The organism is Rhodococcus sp. NPDC006774 (assembly GCF_040636045.1).
Classification (GTDB): Bacteria; Actinomycetota; Actinomycetes; order Mycobacteriales; family Mycobacteriaceae; genus Rhodococcoides.
This window is the reverse complement of the sequence record NZ_JBEYIW010000002.1, coordinates 1-17,261: the sequence shown is the minus strand read 5'-3', so window position 1 is coordinate 17,261 and position 17,261 is coordinate 1. Positions and strand designations below refer to the sequence as shown.

18 protein-coding genes and 1 pseudogene are annotated in these 17,261 nt (G+C 64.0%); 7 read left to right on the top strand and 12 right to left on the bottom strand.

Annotated elements, in window-relative coordinates:
- Positions 1 to 38: 38 nt before the first annotated feature.
- A complete protein-coding gene (locus tag ABZ677_RS03125; protein ID WP_358366556.1) occupies positions 39 to 1,736 on the bottom strand; it encodes a SulP family inorganic anion transporter in 1,698 nt (565 codons plus the stop codon).
- 108 nt (positions 1,737 to 1,844) lie between these two features.
- Entirely contained in the window at positions 1,845 to 2,189 is a 345-nt protein-coding gene (locus ABZ677_RS03120; protein WP_094635350.1) for a metalloregulator ArsR/SmtB family transcription factor, read from the bottom strand.
- A 116-nt stretch (positions 2,190 to 2,305) separates the two neighbouring features.
- On the opposite strand from ABZ677_RS03120, the gene ABZ677_RS03115 reads away from it, so the two are divergent.
- The 5 genes from ABZ677_RS03115 (at position 2,306) to ABZ677_RS03095 (ending at position 7,041) form a co-directional block, all read left to right on the top strand.
- On the top strand, positions 2,306 to 2,953 hold the full coding sequence (locus tag ABZ677_RS03115) for a TetR family transcriptional regulator (protein ID WP_358366553.1): 648 nt from the start codon (positions 2,306 to 2,308) through the stop codon (positions 2,951 to 2,953).
- Positions 2,954 to 3,101: 148 nt separating this feature from the next.
- Entirely contained in the window at positions 3,102 to 4,259 is a 1,158-nt protein-coding gene (locus ABZ677_RS03110) for an acyl-CoA dehydrogenase (RefSeq protein WP_037196251.1), read from the top strand.
- 5 nt (positions 4,260 to 4,264) lie between these two features.
- Positions 4,265 to 5,113 (top strand): 3-hydroxybutyryl-CoA dehydrogenase, encoded by an 849-nt coding sequence (locus ABZ677_RS03105; RefSeq protein ID WP_303396309.1) that lies wholly within the window; start codon positions 4,265 to 4,267, stop codon positions 5,111 to 5,113.
- Positions 5,114 to 5,229: 116 nt separating this feature from the next.
- Entirely contained in the window at positions 5,230 to 6,024 is a 795-nt protein-coding gene (locus ABZ677_RS03100) for an SDR family oxidoreductase (RefSeq protein WP_037196083.1), read from the top strand.
- A gap of 123 nt (positions 6,025 to 6,147) precedes the next feature.
- Positions 6,148 to 7,041 carry a glucose 1-dehydrogenase gene (locus ABZ677_RS03095; protein WP_094635349.1) on the top strand — a complete coding sequence of 298 codons (894 nt, stop codon included), beginning with the start codon at positions 6,148 to 6,150 and terminating at the stop codon, positions 7,039 to 7,041.
- Between the two features lie 78 nt (positions 7,042 to 7,119).
- On the opposite strand, the gene ABZ677_RS03090 is transcribed toward ABZ677_RS03095, so the two are convergent.
- The 6 genes from ABZ677_RS03090 to ABZ677_RS03065 form a co-directional block, all read right to left on the bottom strand.
- A complete protein-coding gene (locus ABZ677_RS03090; RefSeq protein WP_037196086.1) occupies positions 7,120 to 7,878 on the bottom strand; it encodes an SDR family oxidoreductase in 759 nt (252 codons plus the stop codon).
- Between the two features lie 68 nt (positions 7,879 to 7,946).
- Positions 7,947 to 8,684: a 1-acyl-sn-glycerol-3-phosphate acyltransferase gene (locus ABZ677_RS03085; RefSeq protein WP_094635171.1), complete on the bottom strand. Its 738-nt coding sequence runs from the start codon at positions 8,682 to 8,684 to the stop codon at positions 7,947 to 7,949.
- A gap of 57 nt (positions 8,685 to 8,741) precedes the next feature.
- A complete protein-coding gene (locus ABZ677_RS03080) occupies positions 8,742 to 9,227 on the bottom strand; it encodes a hypothetical protein (protein WP_358366550.1) in 486 nt (161 codons plus the stop codon).
- Positions 9,228 to 9,329: 102 nt separating this feature from the next.
- On the bottom strand, positions 9,330 to 10,085 hold the full coding sequence (locus tag ABZ677_RS03075; RefSeq protein ID WP_094740245.1) for an ABC transporter permease: 756 nt from the start codon (positions 10,083 to 10,085) through the stop codon (positions 9,330 to 9,332).
- The gene (locus ABZ677_RS03070) at positions 10,082 to 11,068 is read right to left on the bottom strand and encodes an ATP-binding cassette domain-containing protein (RefSeq protein ID WP_358366548.1); all 987 of its coding nucleotides are present in this window, start codon (positions 11,066 to 11,068) and stop codon (positions 10,082 to 10,084) included. The genes ABZ677_RS03075 and ABZ677_RS03070 overlap by 4 nt, the downstream gene beginning before the upstream one ends.
- Before the next feature lie 96 nt (positions 11,069 to 11,164).
- The gene (locus ABZ677_RS03065) at positions 11,165 to 12,130 is read right to left on the bottom strand and encodes a lysophospholipid acyltransferase family protein (RefSeq protein WP_094740330.1); all 966 of its coding nucleotides are present in this window, start codon (positions 12,128 to 12,130) and stop codon (positions 11,165 to 11,167) included.
- 116 nt (positions 12,131 to 12,246) lie between these two features.
- Here ABZ677_RS03065 and ABZ677_RS03060 point away from each other — a divergent pair, with 116 nt between their 5' ends.
- Entirely contained in the window at positions 12,247 to 13,650 is a 1,404-nt protein-coding gene (locus tag ABZ677_RS03060; RefSeq protein ID WP_037196098.1) for a GntP family permease, read from the top strand.
- A 482-nt stretch (positions 13,651 to 14,132) separates the two neighbouring features.
- Here the strand turns inward: ABZ677_RS03060 and ABZ677_RS03055 are convergent, their stop codons facing one another.
- Both ABZ677_RS03055 and ABZ677_RS03050 read right to left on the bottom strand, forming a co-directional pair.
- Positions 14,133 to 14,735: a YdeI/OmpD-associated family protein gene (locus ABZ677_RS03055; RefSeq protein ID WP_358366546.1), complete on the bottom strand. Its 603-nt coding sequence runs from the start codon at positions 14,733 to 14,735 to the stop codon at positions 14,133 to 14,135.
- A 40-nt stretch (positions 14,736 to 14,775) separates the two neighbouring features.
- Positions 14,776 to 15,738, bottom strand: a complete 963-nt coding sequence (locus ABZ677_RS03050; RefSeq protein WP_358366544.1) for an SMI1/KNR4 family protein — start codon at positions 15,736 to 15,738, stop codon at positions 14,776 to 14,778.
- 130 nt (positions 15,739 to 15,868) lie between these two features.
- Here ABZ677_RS03050 and ABZ677_RS03045 point away from each other — a divergent pair, with 130 nt between their 5' ends.
- Entirely contained in the window at positions 15,869 to 16,339 is a 471-nt protein-coding gene (locus ABZ677_RS03045; protein ID WP_179273422.1) for a YdeI/OmpD-associated family protein, read from the top strand.
- 32 nt (positions 16,340 to 16,371) lie between these two features.
- On the opposite strand, the gene ABZ677_RS03040 is transcribed toward ABZ677_RS03045, so the two are convergent.
- Both ABZ677_RS03040 and ABZ677_RS03035 read right to left on the bottom strand, forming a co-directional pair.
- On the bottom strand, positions 16,372 to 17,076 hold the full coding sequence (locus ABZ677_RS03040; protein WP_358366542.1) for a M50 family metallopeptidase: 705 nt from the start codon (positions 17,074 to 17,076) through the stop codon (positions 16,372 to 16,374).
- A 62-nt stretch (positions 17,077 to 17,138) separates the two neighbouring features.
- A pseudogene (locus tag ABZ677_RS03035) lies at positions 17,139 to 17,261 on the bottom strand (acyl-ACP desaturase); the annotation flags it as partial.

The following is a 17,261-nucleotide window of genomic DNA, read 5'->3' as shown; positions in this document are numbered from 1 at the left end:
ATGAGCCGGTCCTTTCCTACGCAAGTGTGACTTGGACCCTACCCGCGAGGCGCGGTTGCCTCGGTCACCAGCGTGCGCGCGTAGGCGATGGCCTGCGGCGTGGTCTCGAAAACACGGCGCGCTTCGTCGTCCTTGGTGGTGAACACCCCCAGCGCCGTCAGCGGGCGAAGGTGTTCGGGTTTGGCCGCGGAGATGAGGACGGTGATGCGGCGGTGTTCGAGTTCGGTGATCGTGTCCTTGAGGACGATGGCTCCGGTGGCATCGATGGTGGTCACCCGCGACATGCGCAGGATCACCACTTTCACGTCCGACACGTCGGCGAGCTCGAGCAGAAAGCTGTGCGCGGCTCCGAAGAACAGTGCACCGTCGATCCGGTAGGCGACGATGTGCTCGCGCAGCAGGTCTTGTTCTTCCTTCGAGACCGCGTCGAGTGCATCGAGGGGCACCTTCTCGACGGTGGCCGATCGCGCGACGGCGCGCAGTGCCAGCACCGCAGCGAACCCGACGCCGACCGCCACCGCCGTCACCAGGTCGAAAACGACCGTGACGAGAAAGGTCGACAACATCACCACGGTGTCCCCACGACCGGCGCGGGAAATTGCTCGGATGGACGCAGTTTCGACCATGCGCACCGTCGTCGCCAGGAGCACCCCGGCGAGGGCTGCGAGTGGAATGTCGGCCACCAGACCCGCGGCGGAATACATGATCGCGGCGAGGATCACGGCATGGGTGAGCGCGGCGAGCCTGGTGCGTGCTCCGGATCTGACGTTGACGGCAGTGCGGGCGATGGCACCGGTGGCGGGGATACCGCCGAACAACGGTGCGGCGATGTTCGCCAGCCCTTGCCCGAACAGTTCACGGTCGGGATTGTGCCGCGCGCCGACGCCCATCGAGTCCGCCGCGGTCGCGGACAGCAACGATTCCAGGGCAGCCAGCGCAGCGACGGCGAACGCCGGTGCCAACAACGCCGTCACGTCACCGAGATGGAAGAAGCTCAGGCTCGGAGCGGACAACGACGACGGAATCGTGCCGATACGGGCGATGTCGAGATCGAACAGTTGGGTGACCACCGTTGCTCCCGCGACCGCAACCAGAGAGAACGGTACTTTCGGAGCCAGGCGGCCACCGACGAGCATGACGATCGCGACCGTGACGGCCACGGTGGGCGTCAGAATGCTCGCGTGCGAGACGAACGAGCGCACCGCGTCGAACGCGGACTGCCACACCTTGTCACCCTCGGCGTCCGTGATACCCAGGGCCGACGGAACCTGTTGCAGCGCAATGACGACGGCGATGCCGGCGGTGAACCCTTCGATGACGGGTGCCGGCATGTACCGGACGGCTCGACCGACTCCGGCGACGGCGAGCGCGAGCAGGATCACCCCGGCCATCAGGCCGACGGCGAGCACTCCGGTCGGCCCGTATTCGGCGACGATCGGCACGAGCACCACCGTCATGGCACCGGTCGGACCGGACACCTGGAACCGCGATCCGCCGAATACCGCGGCCACGACTCCCGCGATGATCGCCGTGGTCAGGCCGGCCGCCGCACCCAGGCCGGTACTGACGCCGAAGCCGAGCGCCAGAGGCAGCGCGACCAGGGCCACGATCAGGCCGGCCAGCAGATCCGCACCGGGCGCGCGGAGGGCGGGTTTCCACTCGCTCCACCTGGGCAGGAGCGCTGTCACAGCCCTCACGGCGTCGGTCTTACGGGCGGGTTTCGTCGGTTCGGACATGTGACGCTTTCTGAGAACTCATCGATCCTGATCGAGCTACTTGCTAAGTTTAGCAAGTAATGAATCAGGTGAACAGCCACGTGAGCCAGACCATCCCGAGCCGTCGAGTCAGGCGCGCGCTCCGGACTCGCCTTCGAGCAGCTCGGCCTGGTTGGCCACCACTCCCGTGAGTATTTCCCGCGCGACGACCAACAGGTCGGCCACCTTCGGCGACGTCAATGTGTAGGACACCGACAGGCCTTCCCGGGTGCCTTCGATGAGACCGGCGCGCCGGAGGATCGACAACTGCTGAGACAGATTGGCCGGCTCGATGCCGATTTCCGGCAGCATCTCGGACACGGCGTGCTCGCGCTCGCTCAGCAACTCCAGCACCCGAATACGGGCGGGATGCGCCAACGTCTTGAAGAAGTCGGCTTTCATTCTGTAGAGCGGCCGGCTCGAATCCGTGGCCATGAAGTCCTCCCGTGGCACCCACCACCGCGCAGCAGGCTACTTGCGAACACTAGCAATCAAAGGACGGAACGGGACGACCTCCCTGCACGTCCCGAAACTCGGCTACCTTCACTCCCATGCGCGGAGACCCGGAAGAATCGACCGACTTCAGGCTCACCGTGGCCACAGCGGCCCTCGACCTGTTCTCCGTCAAGGGATACGAGTCGACGACGGTGGACGACATCGCCGGTGCCGCCGGAATCTCGCGTCGGACATTCTTTCGTCAGTTCCGCGCCAAGGAAGACGTCGTCTTCGCCGATCACGAAATACTGCTCGAGCAGGCAGGCGCCTTCCTCGAATCGAACGAGGGCGATCCCTGGCAGGCGGTGTGCGATGCCGCGCAGCAGGTGTACGAGCGATTCTCCGATTGGATCGAGATGTCGCGCCTGCGCTATCAGGTGGTGCACCGCAACCCTGCGCTGCGCGATCGGGAGATCGTCACCGTGTTTCGCTACGACCGACTCTTCGTCGAATATCTGCAGCGCGTTCTGCCCGATCACCCTCACCTGGAGATTCTGCAGTTCTCGGCTTCGGTGACTGCGACGCACAACTACATCCTTCGTCGAATGATTCGCGACGGCCTGCCGACATCCGTCGAGGATCTGCGTTCGGCACTGGCGCAGGTCCGCGCGCAGTTCTTCGGTGAGATCGTCGTCGCGTCGTTCCCCCGGGGCACGTCCGTCACCAAAGTCGTCGATGCGTTGGCCGATCACACAACCGCCTGATCTGCCCGGTTCAAATGGCACTGAGTGCCGGATGCCGAAGACCCGGTCTTGAATCGGTCCGAATCCGGACGTACACTGGGGCAATCCTTGGCACTGAGTGCCCCCTGTGGGCAGTGCTACCCCCGACACACCGAGGAGCGTGGCCGACATGGCCGGAAATCCCGACTTCGATCTGTATCAATCGCCCGAAGAGCACGACGAACTGCGCGCGGCCATTCGGGCTCTCTCGGAGAAGGAGATCGCTCCGTACGCCAAAGAGGTCGACGAGGACTCCCGTTTCCCCGAGGAGGCGCTCAAAGCGCTGAATGCCTCGGGCTTCAACGCCATCCACGTTCCCGAGGAGTACGACGGCCAGGGTGCCGATTCCGTCGCTGCCTGCATCGTCATCGAAGAGGTTGCACGCGTGTGCGGCTCGTCCTCGCTGATCCCCGCGGTCAACAAGCTCGGCACGATGGGCCTGATCCTCAAGGGCTCCGAGGAGCTCAAGAAGCAGGTTCTGCCGTCCCTCGCCGGTGGCGCGATGGCGTCGTACGCCCTGTCCGAGCGCGAAGCAGGATCCGACGCGGCGAGCATGCGCACCCGCGCCAAGGCCGATGGTGACGACTGGATCCTCAACGGCTCCAAGTGTTGGATCACCAACGGCGGCAAGTCCGAGTGGTACACCGTCATGGCCGTGACCGACCCCGACAAGGGCGCCAACGGCATCTCCTCGTTCATCGTGCACAAGGACGACGAGGGATTTGTCGTCGGCCCCAAGGAGAAGAAGCTCGGCATCAAGGGCTCACCTACCGCCGAGCTCTACTTCGAGAACTGCAAGATCCCCGGCGATCGCATCATCGGCGACCCGGGCACCGGCTTCAAGACCGCGCTGGAAACACTCGACCACACGCGCCCCACCATCGGCGCGCAGGCCGTCGGACTGGCACAGGGTGCACTCGACGCAGCCATCGCATACACCAAGGACCGTAAGCAGTTCGGCACCGCGATCTCGAGCTTCCAGGCCGTGCAGTTCATGCTCGCCGACATGGCGATGAAGGTCGAAGCTGCTCGACTGATGGTCTACAGCTCCGCAGCCCGCGCCGAGCGTGGCGAGAAGAACCTCGGGTTCATCTCCGCGGCCGCGAAATGCTTCGCCTCCGACGTGGCCATGGAGGTCACCACCGACGCCGTGCAGCTCTTCGGCGGTGCCGGCTACACCACCGACTTCCCGGTCGAGCGCATGATGCGCGACGCCAAGATCACCCAGATCTACGAGGGCACCAACCAGATCCAGCGTGTCGTCATGTCGCGGGCGCTGCTCAAATGAGCGACATCAACCTCGTAGGCGTCATCGGCGGCGGCACCATGGGAGCAGGCATCGCCGAGATGTGCGCTCGCTCCGGCAGTTCGGTGCTGATCCTCGAAACCAGTCAGGCCACAGCCGATGCTGCAGAGGCACGCCTCGACAAGTCGTTCGCCCGCGCCGTCAAGTCCGGCCGCATCGAAGCCGACGCGGCCGAGAAGGCCCGAGCAGCAATCACGTTGACGCTCGACATCGACGATTTCGCAGACCGCGATCTCGTGGTGGAGGCAGCACCGGAGATCGAATCGCTCAAGCTCGATCTGTTCGGAAAGCTCGATTCCATCGTCAAGCCCGACGGAATCCTGGCCACCAACACGTCGTCGATCCCCGTCATCAAGATGGCCAACGCGACGAAGCGTCCCGACAAGGTCGTCGGAGTGCACTTCTTCAACCCGGTGCCGGTGCTGCCGTTGGTCGAGATCGTCGTCAGCCTTCTCACCAGCGAAGAGACCGTTGCAGCGGTGACGGATTACGCCGGGAACACACTGGGCAAGAAGACGATTCGCGCCGGTGATCGCGCCGGATTCATCGTCAACGCCTTGCTCATCCCGTACATGGTCTCGGCCATCCGCATGCTCGAGTCCGGCTTCGCCAGCGCTGAGGACATCGACGAGGGCATGGTCAACGGCTGCGCACACCCCATGGGCCCGTTGCGTCTGACCGACACCGTCGGCCTCGACGTCACCCTCGCGGTCGCCGAGTCCCTCTACGCGGAGTTCCGCGAACCGCACTACGCTCCGCCGCCACTGCTGCAGCGCATGGTGGACGCCGGAATGCTGGGCCGCAAAACCGGTAAGGGTTTCTACTCGTATTCGTAGTGGTCTCCCCCGAGTCTGCGTGAATGGTCCATTCACCCCCGTCAGGGCCGGTGAATGGACCATTCACGTCTTCGAAAGGCGCACACTGGAGTCGTTCCACAACACTGGGAGGCTTCATGAACATCGATCTCGACGGCCGAACTGCATTGATCTCCGGCTCCAGTCAGGGCATCGGATTGGCCATCGCCACCGAATTGGCCCGTGCCGGTGCGCGCGTCGTACTCAACGGTCGGAGCGCATCCGCGCTGGATTCGGCCGAGGAACAACTGCTCACCGAAGTACCCGGCGCACGAGTGATCGTCGTGGCAGCCGATCTCGCGACGGCCGAAGGGGTCGAGACGCTGCTCGCCACGGTCCCGGTGGTCGATATTCTGGTGAACAATCTCGGAATCTTCGGAGCCAAAGCCGCCCTCGACATCGACGACGACGAATGGCGACGCTATTTCGAGGTGAACGTGCTCTCGGCAATCCGGCTGATCCGCACGTATCTGCCGGCGATGACCGAAGCGGGCTGGGGCCGAATCCAGAATATCTGCAGCGATTCCGCAGTCGTGATTCCCGAAGAGATGATCCACTACGGAATGACGAAGACAGCCCTGCTCGCGGTGACCCGCGGGTTCGCGAAAGCCGCTGCAGGAACTGGCGTCACGGTCAATTCCGTGATTGTCGGACCTACCCACACCGAGGGCGTCGAGAAATTCGTGGCCGAGCTCGTCGGCGACGAACTGCCCTGGGACGAAGCTCAGGCCAAGTTCATGAAGGAGAACCGTCCGCAATCGTTGATCGGCCGGCTGATCGAGCCGAAGGAGATCGGCAACATGATCGTCTATCTGAGCTCCGAGCAAGCCTCTGCGACCACCGGTGGCGCTCTACGCGTCGACGGCGGCTACGTCGACTCGATACTGCCCTGAGTTTCCGTCAGGCCGGTCCGGTCGGTCACAGTTTGTGGCCGACCGCTTCGGGGCATGCGTGAAATACACGGAATCAAGCAAAGGTTCTTCACGCATTTCACCGTATTCGGAGACGATTCCACAGTGAGCGATCAGTACACCTTCACCAACCCCGTCACGCAGTACCGTCAGGACGGCTTCCCGGAGCAGCACCAGGATCCGCCCGGTCTGGCCGCAGATCTTCAGCCCCTTGCCGACCACGGCGAGAACAGCTATCGCGGTTCCGGTCGACTGACCGGCCGCAAAGCGCTCGTCACCGGTGCAGACTCCGGAATCGGTCGCGCAGCAGCCATTGCCATCGCCCGCGAGGGTGCCGACGTGGTGCTCAACTACCTGCCGTCGGAAGAAAAAGACGCTCAGGAAGTTGCTCAGCTGGTACGCGACGCCGGACGCACCGCAGTCCTGGCACCGGCAGATATCACCGACGAGCAGGCCGCGCGCGGTATCGTGCGCACTGCTGTCGACGAACTCGGTGGCCTCGACCTGCTGATCAACGTTGCCGGTAAACAGCAGTTCGTCGAAGACCTGGCCGACCTGACGTCCGAGCAATTCGATCAGACGTTCAAAACCAACGTCTACGCACTGTTCTGGATCATCCAGGAAGCGGTGCCGCACATGCCCGCCGGCTCCACCATCGTGAACACCAGCTCGATCCAGGCATACACACCGTCACCCGGACTGGTGGATTACGCGACCACGAAGATGGCCATCAATACCATCAGCAAGGCCCTCGCCCAGCAGTTGGCACCCAAGGGAATTCGCGTCAATGTGGTTGCGCCGGGACCGTTCTGGACACCGCTGCAGGCAGCCGGCGGTCAGCCGACCTCGGCACTGCCGGAATTCGGCAAGGAAACACCGCTCGGACGCGCCGGGCAGCCCGCCGAGATCGCCGGAGCGTACGTCTATCTGTCGTCCGCCGAATCGGGTTACGTCACCGGCGACACACTGAACGTCAACGGCGGAATGCCGACGCCGTAGTCCGTATCCGTTCGGCGTGAATGGACCATTGACACCCGTCTGGGCCTGTGAATGGTCCATTCACGCGTTCAGGAGAGGTCAGTCCTTCGGCCCACCAGCGGCGTAGACGACCTGACCCGAGATGAAGCCTGCACCCTCGCTGACGAAGAACGACGCCAGGTGCGCGATGTCGTCGGGGTGTCCGACGCGATTGACCGGAATCTGCGACGCCGCAGCAGCTTTGAAGTCCTCGAACGGCATGCCGACACGTTCTGCGGTGGCCGCCGTCATCTCCGTCTCGATGAACCCGGGGGCGATGGCGTTGGCGGTGACACCGAACTTGCCGAGTTCGATGGCGAGGGTCTTGGTGAAGCCCTGCATTCCGGCCTTGGCGGCGGAGTAGTTGGCCTGGCCACGGTTGCCGAGGGCGGACGTGCTCGACAGGTTGACGATGCGACCCCACTTGGCGTCGATCATGTGCTTCTGGACCGCGCGGGTCATCAAAAACGATCCGCGCAGGTGTACGCCGAGAACGGAATCCCAGTCCTGCACGGTCATCTTGAACAGTAGGTTGTCGCGGGTGATGCCTGCGTTGTTGATCAGTACGGTCGGCGCACCGAACTCGCCGGCGATGCGATCGACCGCGGTCTGGACGGATTCCTCGTCGGCGACGTTGGCACCGATGGCCACTGCCTGCCCACCCGCGGCCTGAATCGCACCGACGGTATCGCTGCACGCGGCCTCGTCGAGGTCCACCACGGCAACTCCGAAACCGTCCTTGGCCAGCCGCTTCGCTACCGCAGCGCCGATTCCACGCGCACTACCGGTGACAATGGCCGTCTTGATCTGATCGCTCACGAATATCTCCTGACACAACGCCGAATCGAATTACCTGTCATCTGTTTCTACCAACCCCGGCGGCGCAGTCAGTACGCAGCCACCGCTCCGTCGAGCGCCTTCTGCATTCCCTCTGCCACCACTCGGGTGATGTCGATCGGCTTCTCGGGCAGTTCGGTGATGGGCGTGTCGATGTAGACGCTCGCCTGCTTCACCTTGGGCGTACCGGGGCCGTAGCTCAGACCGATGCAGACCAGCACCGGTTCGACCCCGAGCTTGCGCGCCCGCATCGCGATGTGGCCGATCCCGCTGCCGACGTGCTGCACCGTCGTCGGGTCTTCGAGATTGCAGGTGCCCTCGGGGAACACTGCGAGGTCGTCGCCCCGCTTCATTCGCTCGGCACTGACGTCCATCATGCGGCTGCCTGCTGCGCTGACGGCTCGCATGCCGTGATTCTTGCCGCGGAAGACGGGGATGCCACCCATCATGTCGATTCGCCTGCGCTGCTTCGGTTCCTGGAAGAGCTCGTCCTTGGCCAATACCCGCGTGCGGCCGATGACCGGACGCAGCGGCGACGCCCATGCCGCCGCTGCGAGCGTGTACGGATCGTTCTCGGTCAGATGATTGACCGCGATGAGCAGACGCGTGTTGTCGTAGACAAGACGACGCAGCTCCTCACGAGCACCGTCGGGGTACGACACCCGCGGGCGGAAGCGTCGGGCGAGGGCGGCATACGCCAGCCTCGCGACCTGACGATTCTGCTGATGACGCAGATAGAAGTCGTACACGGTCACATCGTTTTCGAGAATTACCGCAGGCCGATCCATGAGCCGAGCCTAATGGTTCGAGCTGCGCCGTCGGGGCCGAGCCCTCATTCGTATCGCCTACCCGATGATCGCCTTGTATTCGGTGAAGATCGGCGCGTACTCGGGGCCACAGTTCGCGATCGACCAGTCGGTGAGCAGGGTGAGGTTCTCGAACACCCCATCCATCGCGCTGAAGTCGCCTGCCGCACCCTTGGCGTCGGCCTCTTCCATGGCTCGTAGCCACGCCAATGGCTCCGGTGGAGCGACGGCTTGCAGCTCCGACTGGGTCACCGGGGCCTTCGCAGCGAGATCGTCGGCAATGGATTCGGCTACTTCGACACCACCGGCCTCGGCTTCCCGCAGATTGGCCAGACCCTGCGCCACCTGTGTGGCGTACAGCGTGCAGAAATCCGACCCACCCGAATCCGCCTCGACCGACTCCACGGATTCCACCGATTCTGCGGCCGACGGCTCAGCTGTAGTGGACGGGTTCTCTCCAGTGGACGAACACCCCGCGACAGCGAGGAGAATTACCGCACATCCCAAAGTCGATCGACTGTTCATCGGCGTTGCACTCCTCGTGAACCCTGCCCGGACGACCGCCAGTCTGCGCCTGTGGGCTCGGTTGTGCAGCGCTGTGAGCACCGCGAACGGTTCGAGCCGGCCTCACACCCGCGAGGAACCCATTGCCCGGATCCCGACGGCAAGTCCGACCGCCGCAGTGGCCGCGGCTGCGACGACACCTGCCATCACCGTCGAACTCGCGAAGTCGCCGGCGAACAGTGCACGCTCGGCATCGACGAGATATCCGAGGGGGTTGATGTTCACCAGGAACTGCATCCACCCCGGGGCGGCCGTCAGCGGCAGCATCGTGCCGGAGAGGATGAGCAGCGGGAACATCAATGTCTGCTGGATGGACCAGAACACCCAATCCTGCCCGCGCACAGCCAAAGCCAATGAGTAGGACAGTGCGCCGAGCCCGACGCCGAACACACCGAGCAGCACGATCCCGACGGCAGCACCGATCGGATTCACGGACAGCCCGAGCGGCAATGCCACCAGAACGATCAGCACGGCCTGTGCGGCCAGCGGCACCATTTCCTTGAACGCGCGCCCGACGAGCAGCGCCGATCGCGGCAACGGGGTCACCAACATTCGTTCGTGCGAACCCTGCTGCAACTCGGCCAACAGATTCGAACCCGTCATGGACGTTCCGAAGATGGTGATCATGGCGAGCACGCCGGGAACGAACCAGTCCCACACACTTCCGTCTCCCAGACCGGGAACATCGGTGAGCAGTGGGCCGAACAGTGCGAGGAGAATGAGCGGTTGGATGAGACTGAAGATGACGGTGAACGGATCGCGGACCATCGGCCGCAGTTCGCGGCCCATCACCAAGGCGCTTCCCGCGAGTACGTTCATCGGAGTTCTCCCGCGGTTTCGAGGGAAGACGTGCCCGCCGCGGCGCTCTCACGAAGACTGCGGCCGGTGAGGCCGAGGAACACATCGTCGAGGGTCGGCCTCGTCATGTCCGCCGTGTGCACCGTGATTCCATGAGACTCGCTGAGCCGCAGTAGATCCGGGAGAACCACCTCGGCCCGCTCGACCCTGATGTTCAACCTCGACCCCGCCACCGTCACGTCCTTGATTCCGCCCACACCGTCGAGCAGCGGGACCAACGCCGCGGCGTCGGACACGGTGAGGACGATGAGATCGCCTGCCAGTTCCGACTTGAGTGCGCTGGCGGTGTCATCGGCGATGACGGTGCCGCGATCGACGACGATCACCCGCTCGGCCATGGAATCGGCCTCGTCGAGATAGTGGGTGGTGAGCACGATGGTGGTGCCCATCTCTCGCCTGAGCCGGAGAATGTGGTCCCACAGGTTCGCTCGGCTCTGCGGATCCATTCCGGTGGTCGGCTCGTCGAGAAACAACAGGGGCGGACGGTGCACCAGACCCAGTGCGATGTCGAGCCGTCGACGCTGCCCACCCGAGAGAGTCGAGACCGTACGGGCAGCGAGCTCGCCGAGCTCGAGTGCCTCGATCAATTCGTCTGCACGACTGCGTGATCGCTGACGCGTCATGCCGTAGCACCGGCCCTGCACGACGAGCTCGTCACGGACGCGTTGATTGTGTCCCGCACCGTTTCCCTGCCCCACGTAGCCCAGGCTCCGCCGGACTCGATCCCGGTCCTTGCCCACGTCGAACCCGGCGATGCGGGCCGAGCCCGACGTCGGTGTCAGCAGGGTGGTCAGCATCCGCAGAGTGGTCGACTTGCCTGCCCCGTTCGGACCGAGCAGAGCCACCAACTCTCCCTCACCGATCGCCAGGTCGATGCCGCGTACCGCATTCACGGTCTTCTTGCCTTGCCGGAAAGTCTTGGTCAATCCCGATGTTTCGATCATCTGTGACGCCCCTCGTCGTAGCGGTGAATTCCTACGACGGAGACGTTAGAAACGATCGCGGTCAGCTTCGGTCCGCGTTGCCGAGGCGGCGAACAATCAGCCGAAGACGGGGAACTTTCGCTTACTGGCGAGGGCGTCCATCCCGGACTGGATGCTCGCGCGCACCTCGTCGTATTTCGCGTCGACGTACGCCTCGTCCTCGCACCGAGCCGGATCGTGATCCAGTTCGACGGGCGGCATGAATCGAGTACGAATCTTGGCGGGCAAGGGAATCTGTGGCAGCGCGGCGGGCGCGATGATCCACGGAAGCGAGATCGCGATCGGGAACACCTTCAACCGTGCAATCTTGTCCAGCTTCAACGCTTTCGACAGCTTGTCACCACGAATGAGTACCGGCATCGCGTCGGCGCCACCCACCGTCGCCACCGGCACGATGGGAACGCCCATCCGAATGGCGAGCTTGATGAAGCCGGTTCGACCGCCGAGAGTGGCCTCGTCTCGCTTGCTCCAGGGCCGCAACGAATCGACCTCACCGCCCGGCCACACGATGACGTCCCGCCCCTCGGCCAGTGCCGTCGACATCGAGTCCGGTGCCGCGGGCAGCACACCCATGGATCGAAAGACCTTGCCGATCAACGGGAACGCCATGAGTGCGTCGTGCGCGGTACCGTGCAGAATCCGCTTCTCGCCGAAGTGTCGCCACCATTGCGCACCGACGGTCCACGCGTCCCACACGAACGGCGCACCCGAGTGCACGCCCACGACCAGCACCGGCGACTCGGGGATGGTCTCCCACCCGTCTATCTCCATTCGGAAGTAGCGGTCCATCACACCGTTCCACAGCCGCTGCTGCCGGTCCATCGCCACGGTGTTCTGATCGTCGAGGTCCCAGCCACCTGCGCGTTCGGCGACAACGGCTCCGAGACCACCGGACGCCTTCGCCCGACGCTCCTTCATCTTCAGTCGCGCTGCCGCGGCGTACCGCTGCGCTTGCTCGCGCAGCTGCTCCTTCGTCGGTTCTTCGGAGCCGTCCCCGCCCAATACGTGATCCCCATCACTCATACCCGAACGGTACTCCACTCGCCCGAAGCCGACTCACAACCAGCGCTCGTAACCCCGCGCGACGTCCCGTCTGTCCGTTATGGTCAAAATTCGAGCCGAGCGAACGAGGTACACCGATGGATCCGATCGAACCGGCATACGGAACGACAGCACTGCTGCTGATCGCCGCCGCAGCCGTTGCAATTCTGTTGTTCCTCATCATGAAGGTGAAGCTGCATGCCTTCGTCTCCCTGGTCCTGGTCAGCGCGGTCACCGCCGTCGCGGCGGGAATCCCACTGGCAGACGTGCCGTCGGCCCTGCTCTCGGGCTTCAGTTCCACACTCGGATCGGTCGCCCTACTCGTCGCGTTGGGCGTGATGGTCGGCAGACTGCTCGAAATCACCGGTGGTGCACAGGTATTGGCCGATACCCTGATCAACCGATTCGGTGCCAAGCGTGCACCGCTCGCCCTCGGTGTGGCCGCACTCATCTTCGGCTTTCCCATCTTCTTCGACGCCGGCCTCGTCGTCTTCCTGCCGATCATCTTCACCGTCGCCAAGCGATTCGGTGGATCGGTGCTGCTGTACGCCCTCCCGACGGCAGGCGCATTCGCCGCGATGCACGCGATCGTTCCCCCGCACCCCGGACCTGTCGCCGCCACCGAACTTCTCGGCGGCGATATCGGATCGGTACTGCTGGTCGGCGTCCCCGTCGCCGTCGTCTCCTGGTTCGTCGGCTCGTACCTCGTAGGCACTCAGCTCGGTAAGCGGTTCCACACCTTGCCCGCCGACCTCTTCGCCGACGGCGCAGCCAACTCCGAAGAACACGACAAAGAGATGGCCGGCCTCCGCGACCCTGCGCCGAAGTTCGGTGCGGTGCTGTTCATTCTGTTGACGCCGCTCGTACTGATCTCCCTCAACACCGTGGTCAACACTCTGACCACCTCGGGAGTGCTGACCGGAGACGAGACCTGGGCAGCAGCGCTGACACTCATCGGTCAGACGCCCATCGCGCTGCTCATCACCTTGCTGCTGGCTCTGTTCATTCTCGCGCCGGGACGCTTCCCCGTCGCCGACGGTGCCAAGTACATGGATCAGGCCCTCGGACCCATCTGTTCGATCATCCTGATCACCGGCGCCGGCGGCATGTTCGGTGGAGTGCTGCGGGCCAGCGGCATCGGGCAGTCGCTCACTTCCTCGCTGTCCGGCCTCGGACTGCCGATCCTGCTGCAAGCCTTCCTGATCGCCACCGCCCTTCGCGTCGCGCAGGGCTCGGCCACCGTGGCCCTGACCACCACCGCCGGGCTGATCTCGGTCCAGGTCGCCGAGCTCGATCTGAGCAATTTCAAGATCGCGCTGTTGGTGTTCGCACTGGCCGCCGGAGCCACCGTGCTCTCCCACGTCAACGACTCCGGCTTCTGGCTCGTCAGCCGCTTCTTCGGCATGGACGAGAAGACGACACTGAAAACCTGGACCGTCATGGAAACGACACTGGGACTGGCGATATTCGCCCTCGCGTCGCTGCTGTGGGTGGTGTTCTAGCGGCTTCGGCCACAACCAGCACGGCCGCTCTGTATCGGATGTATGTCGTCGAACGTCGGTAGGACAAGCTCGGGCATCGGCGCGACCTTCCACCAGGTCACGGCCATCCCGACAGGCCAAGAACCGAGGGGGGTCAGAGCTGCTTGCGCATCTTCACACTTGTGGTTTCATATCCGGCTCGACGACGACATCCCACACCCACCACGAGCTGGCGTCGTCCGAGTTGTCGCGACCGATCCAGAGGTACCCGACGATCTGGCCGGTGTCGTCGACGAGGTCGAACACAGTGTTGTTCGGGGTGGGAGCACCCGCGGGGAAAGCACGCTCGATGGCATTACTGGAGTGCTCTTCAGCGGCGCGCGGCGTCTCACCTGTAGCGACCAGGTCCGTCTTGCCCTACTCACCGACCGAGGCACGACGCCAATTGCTGGACATACTCTTTCGAGGATCGCTTCGCTCGTGACAGTCGGCGACCCTGGCTGTTATCGTCCGTCGCGCTTGGGTTGCCATCTAGCTGCGCGCTCGCCGATCGATGCGAGCCGTGCAGTCTCGTGCACACGAGCGGCTCGGGTCTCGGGCCGCTTGGCGGTCACGATCCACTCCAGAATCCCTCGACGCGCGGACGGCGGAAACTGGTTCCAATTGTCCTCCGCATCAACGTACTCGGCGAATGCAGCCGCAAGGTCGTCGGGAACGATCAGCTCCTCGACCTCGTCGAGTACGGTCCATGCTCCATTGGCGACGGCGGCCTCGACGGCGCGCTCCCCCGCCGGAAGCATCAGGCCCGCTTCACGAAGGGCCTCGATGCGGATCTTGTTCGGACGGGACCATGCACTCGCGGGTTTCCGGGGCGAGAAATACAACATGGTGCGCTCGTCGTCGAGCTTGCGCGGTCGGCTGTCGACCCACCCCACGGCGAGTGCTTCCGACACTGCGTCGTCGTAGCTGATCGCCGGTCTCCCGGTGGCCTTCTTCCACGACACCAGCCACACCGATTTCGCTCTGTCGTGATGTGCGATCAGCCATGTCCGCCACTGGGCTCGTGTCTCGGCATGCACTCTCGGTGCGTCGTCCATGACGGCCATGCGTACCCCTTCGTTCGTCGGCACCAGTACAGCGCTCGTCTCACTCGTCGGCTTCGAACACGCATCCCCCGGGTGGAAGCTCCAGGACGATGACGTCGTGGTCCTCTCCGGTGACGATCGCGGTGAAGATGAGCTCCGCACCGTCGATCCCCACCCACCAATTCATGTTCGCACCGCGCAGACGCGGCACCTGCCGATACACCGCTCGGGCGTCCTCGACCACGGCCTGCGGATGCAGCCTCCGAGCGGTCTCGATGACGGTACGACGGACATGGTCGAGATCGATCAGGTCGTCGTCATCCGACAGTTGCGACGGACGAAAGTCGATGAGTGCGAAAGGTATTCGGATGACGGGGAGCGTCGCCGCATGAGCCATCGATCCGTCGGAAAACTCGGGGTCACGCCACTCGAGCACACCGTCCGCGAACGTGGGAGTCAGATCGTCGTAGATCGCCGATCCGGTCTCGATGCTGCGGTGGACCGCTGCGATGTATTCGGTCAGGGAGTCGAACCACGGCGCACCCTGGTCAGCGGAATCATGCGAGAAGTTGCGGATACACCCTCGACGCGTACCGGGACGTGTGTCGACGTAGGTTGTGCCACCGGCACCATCCTCGGCGAACGGGACATAGGAGGGGAGAAACATTTCGGCCGTCTCACCTGCCTCCTGAGCGCGGACGACGTCCGGCCAGTCATCGCCCAGATCGTCGATCGAATGCGGGTTTTCGAGGCTGAACGTGTGCCGGGCGAGAACCTCGTCGAGCGACAACAGGGTCGAGTCCGGTAGCACCGAACCGATTCGGCCGCAGTCCTCACCCTCCGGAACGTGCTGCCCGTCGTGCAGTCCGTAGAACTCGCGCAGTTCCTCGGTCCACGGCGTTGTCGCACGTTCCGCAGACTCTCGCTCGCCCGCGGTTCGCGGCGGCCGAATCGACGCAGCAGTGATGGGCGCACGTTCACGAAGCGTCGTCATGTACGCGGTCCATACCGCGGTGAGGTTCACGACTCGAACCTAATGGGTCTCGATCGGCGAGGGGGGTTCGATACGGGTCTCCTTTCCGCGGAGATCACTCGATATGCTGCAGTCTCAGGCGACATTTCCTTCAGCGGTGTATCGACGGTGCGAGGCAATCGTGAGTGACAGCATTCGATTCGACGGAGTGCTCGAGCCGATGACGTGGGGCAAGAACACGTACACGATCATCCGTGTTCCGACTCGATTGGTCGAGGCAGCGGAGCGGTGGCCGACTCGCCGGATCGACGGTTCGATCGACGGGCTGAGTCTCAATCTCGGTCTCAACAAAGCAGATTCGAATGTGATGCCCGGGTCGTTCGTCTACATCGGTGCAGGCCTTCAGCGCCGATTGGGCGTCCACCCCGGTGATCTGGTGTCGTGTGAATTCGAACCGGCCGACCCCGATCTGGTACCTGTCCCGCAGGATGTCGCGGAGGCAATGGAGACGGCGCACTGCACATCCGCGTGGGAGCGGAAGCGGCCGAGCGAGCGTCGTCAGTTGTTGATGCCCATCGACAACGCTGCGCGAGAGCAGACCCGCGCAGACCGCGTAGCGCGACTGGTCGGGATGTTGACGGAAAATCCATGACCGGACAGTCGAGGCGCCCAGGCCGCCCTCCGTCACTGCACCGGAACGAGAATTCTCCACGCCCCCAACGCCAATGCGCCGACGGTCACGAGCAGGAACAGGCCGACCCAGACGATGCCGGGAAGGAAGGTCAGCCGGGCCAGTTGATCGGCGTCGGAGTCCCGAGCCCGTCCTGCGCTGCGGGATTTCTGCAGTTCGAGAACGGGGCGCGGACCGGCGATCAGCAGGAAGAACGTGATGAAGTACGCCGCGGCGACCTGTTGCTCTCCGGTGCCCCACCAGGACACCACGAACAACAGTCCACCAACGGTGACGAGGGACAGCAGTCCGTAGATGTTGCGAATCATCAACAGCATCAACGCAATCGAGATGATGCCGATCCACAACACCGCCGACGCTCGCTGTGTGCCCAGCACCAGAGCGGCACCGAGGCCGAGAAGCGACGGCCCGACGTAGCCGGCGAACGTCATCGCGATGACGCCGAGGCCGGTGGGCTTGCCCTTGGAGATGGCGACGCCGGAGGTATCGGAGTGCAGTCGCAGCCCCATCAGCTGTCGGCCGGTGATCAGCGCGACGAACAGATGCGCGCCCTCGTGCGCGATGGTCACGACGTTGCGTGCGATCCGCCACGTCTGCGGCAAAACGACGATGACGAGTGCAGCCAGGGCAGCGACTTGGACGATCCACACCGGTGGATCAGGACTCACCGCGGAAATGCGGTCCCAGAATTCGTTCACACCACACCCTATGTGAGCGGAACTTCGGAGCAGGCTACGAAGTTCCGCTCACATCGGTCACGTCAGGACGCGCGCGACTCGGCCTTCGCACGTTCGCGGGCGAGGGAGCGATCGCGCATCTCCTCGAACTTGGTGGCCTGCCGCTCGAGGTCTTCGAGGAACGCGGCGAGTTCTTCGCGCTTGTT

Excerpts from the sequence above, each read along its gene's own strand:
- ABZ677_RS03115 (WP_358366553.1), top strand. The coding sequence starts at position 2,306 with ATGCGCGGAGACCCGGAAGAATCGACCGACTTCAGGCTCACCGTGGCC.
- ABZ677_RS03110 (WP_037196251.1), top strand. The coding sequence starts at position 3,102 with ATGGCCGGAAATCCCGACTTCGATCTGTATCAATCGCCCGAAGAGCAC.
- ABZ677_RS03120 (WP_094635350.1), bottom strand. The coding sequence starts at position 2,189 with ATGGCCACGGATTCGAGCCGGCCGCTCTACAGAATGAAAGCCGACTTC.
- ABZ677_RS03085 (WP_094635171.1), bottom strand. The coding sequence starts at position 8,684 with ATGGATCGGCCTGCGGTAATTCTCGAAAACGATGTGACCGTGTACGAC.
- ABZ677_RS03125 (WP_358366556.1), bottom strand. The coding sequence starts at position 1,736 with ATGTCCGAACCGACGAAACCCGCCCGTAAGACCGACGCCGTGAGGGCT.
- ABZ677_RS03100 (WP_037196083.1), top strand. The coding sequence starts at position 5,230 with ATGAACATCGATCTCGACGGCCGAACTGCATTGATCTCCGGCTCCAGT.
- ABZ677_RS03075 (WP_094740245.1), bottom strand. The coding sequence starts at position 10,085 with ATGAACGTACTCGCGGGAAGCGCCTTGGTGATGGGCCGCGAACTGCGG.
- ABZ677_RS03060 (WP_037196098.1), top strand. The coding sequence starts at position 12,247 with ATGGATCCGATCGAACCGGCATACGGAACGACAGCACTGCTGCTGATC.
- ABZ677_RS03065 (WP_094740330.1), bottom strand. The coding sequence starts at position 12,130 with ATGAGTGATGGGGATCACGTATTGGGCGGGGACGGCTCCGAAGAACCG.
- ABZ677_RS03080 (WP_358366550.1), bottom strand. The coding sequence starts at position 9,227 with ATGAACAGTCGATCGACTTTGGGATGTGCGGTAATTCTCCTCGCTGTC.
- ABZ677_RS03055 (WP_358366546.1), bottom strand. The coding sequence starts at position 14,735 with ATGGCCGTCATGGACGACGCACCGAGAGTGCATGCCGAGACACGAGCC.
- ABZ677_RS03070 (WP_358366548.1), bottom strand. The coding sequence starts at position 11,068 with ATGATCGAAACATCGGGATTGACCAAGACTTTCCGGCAAGGCAAGAAG.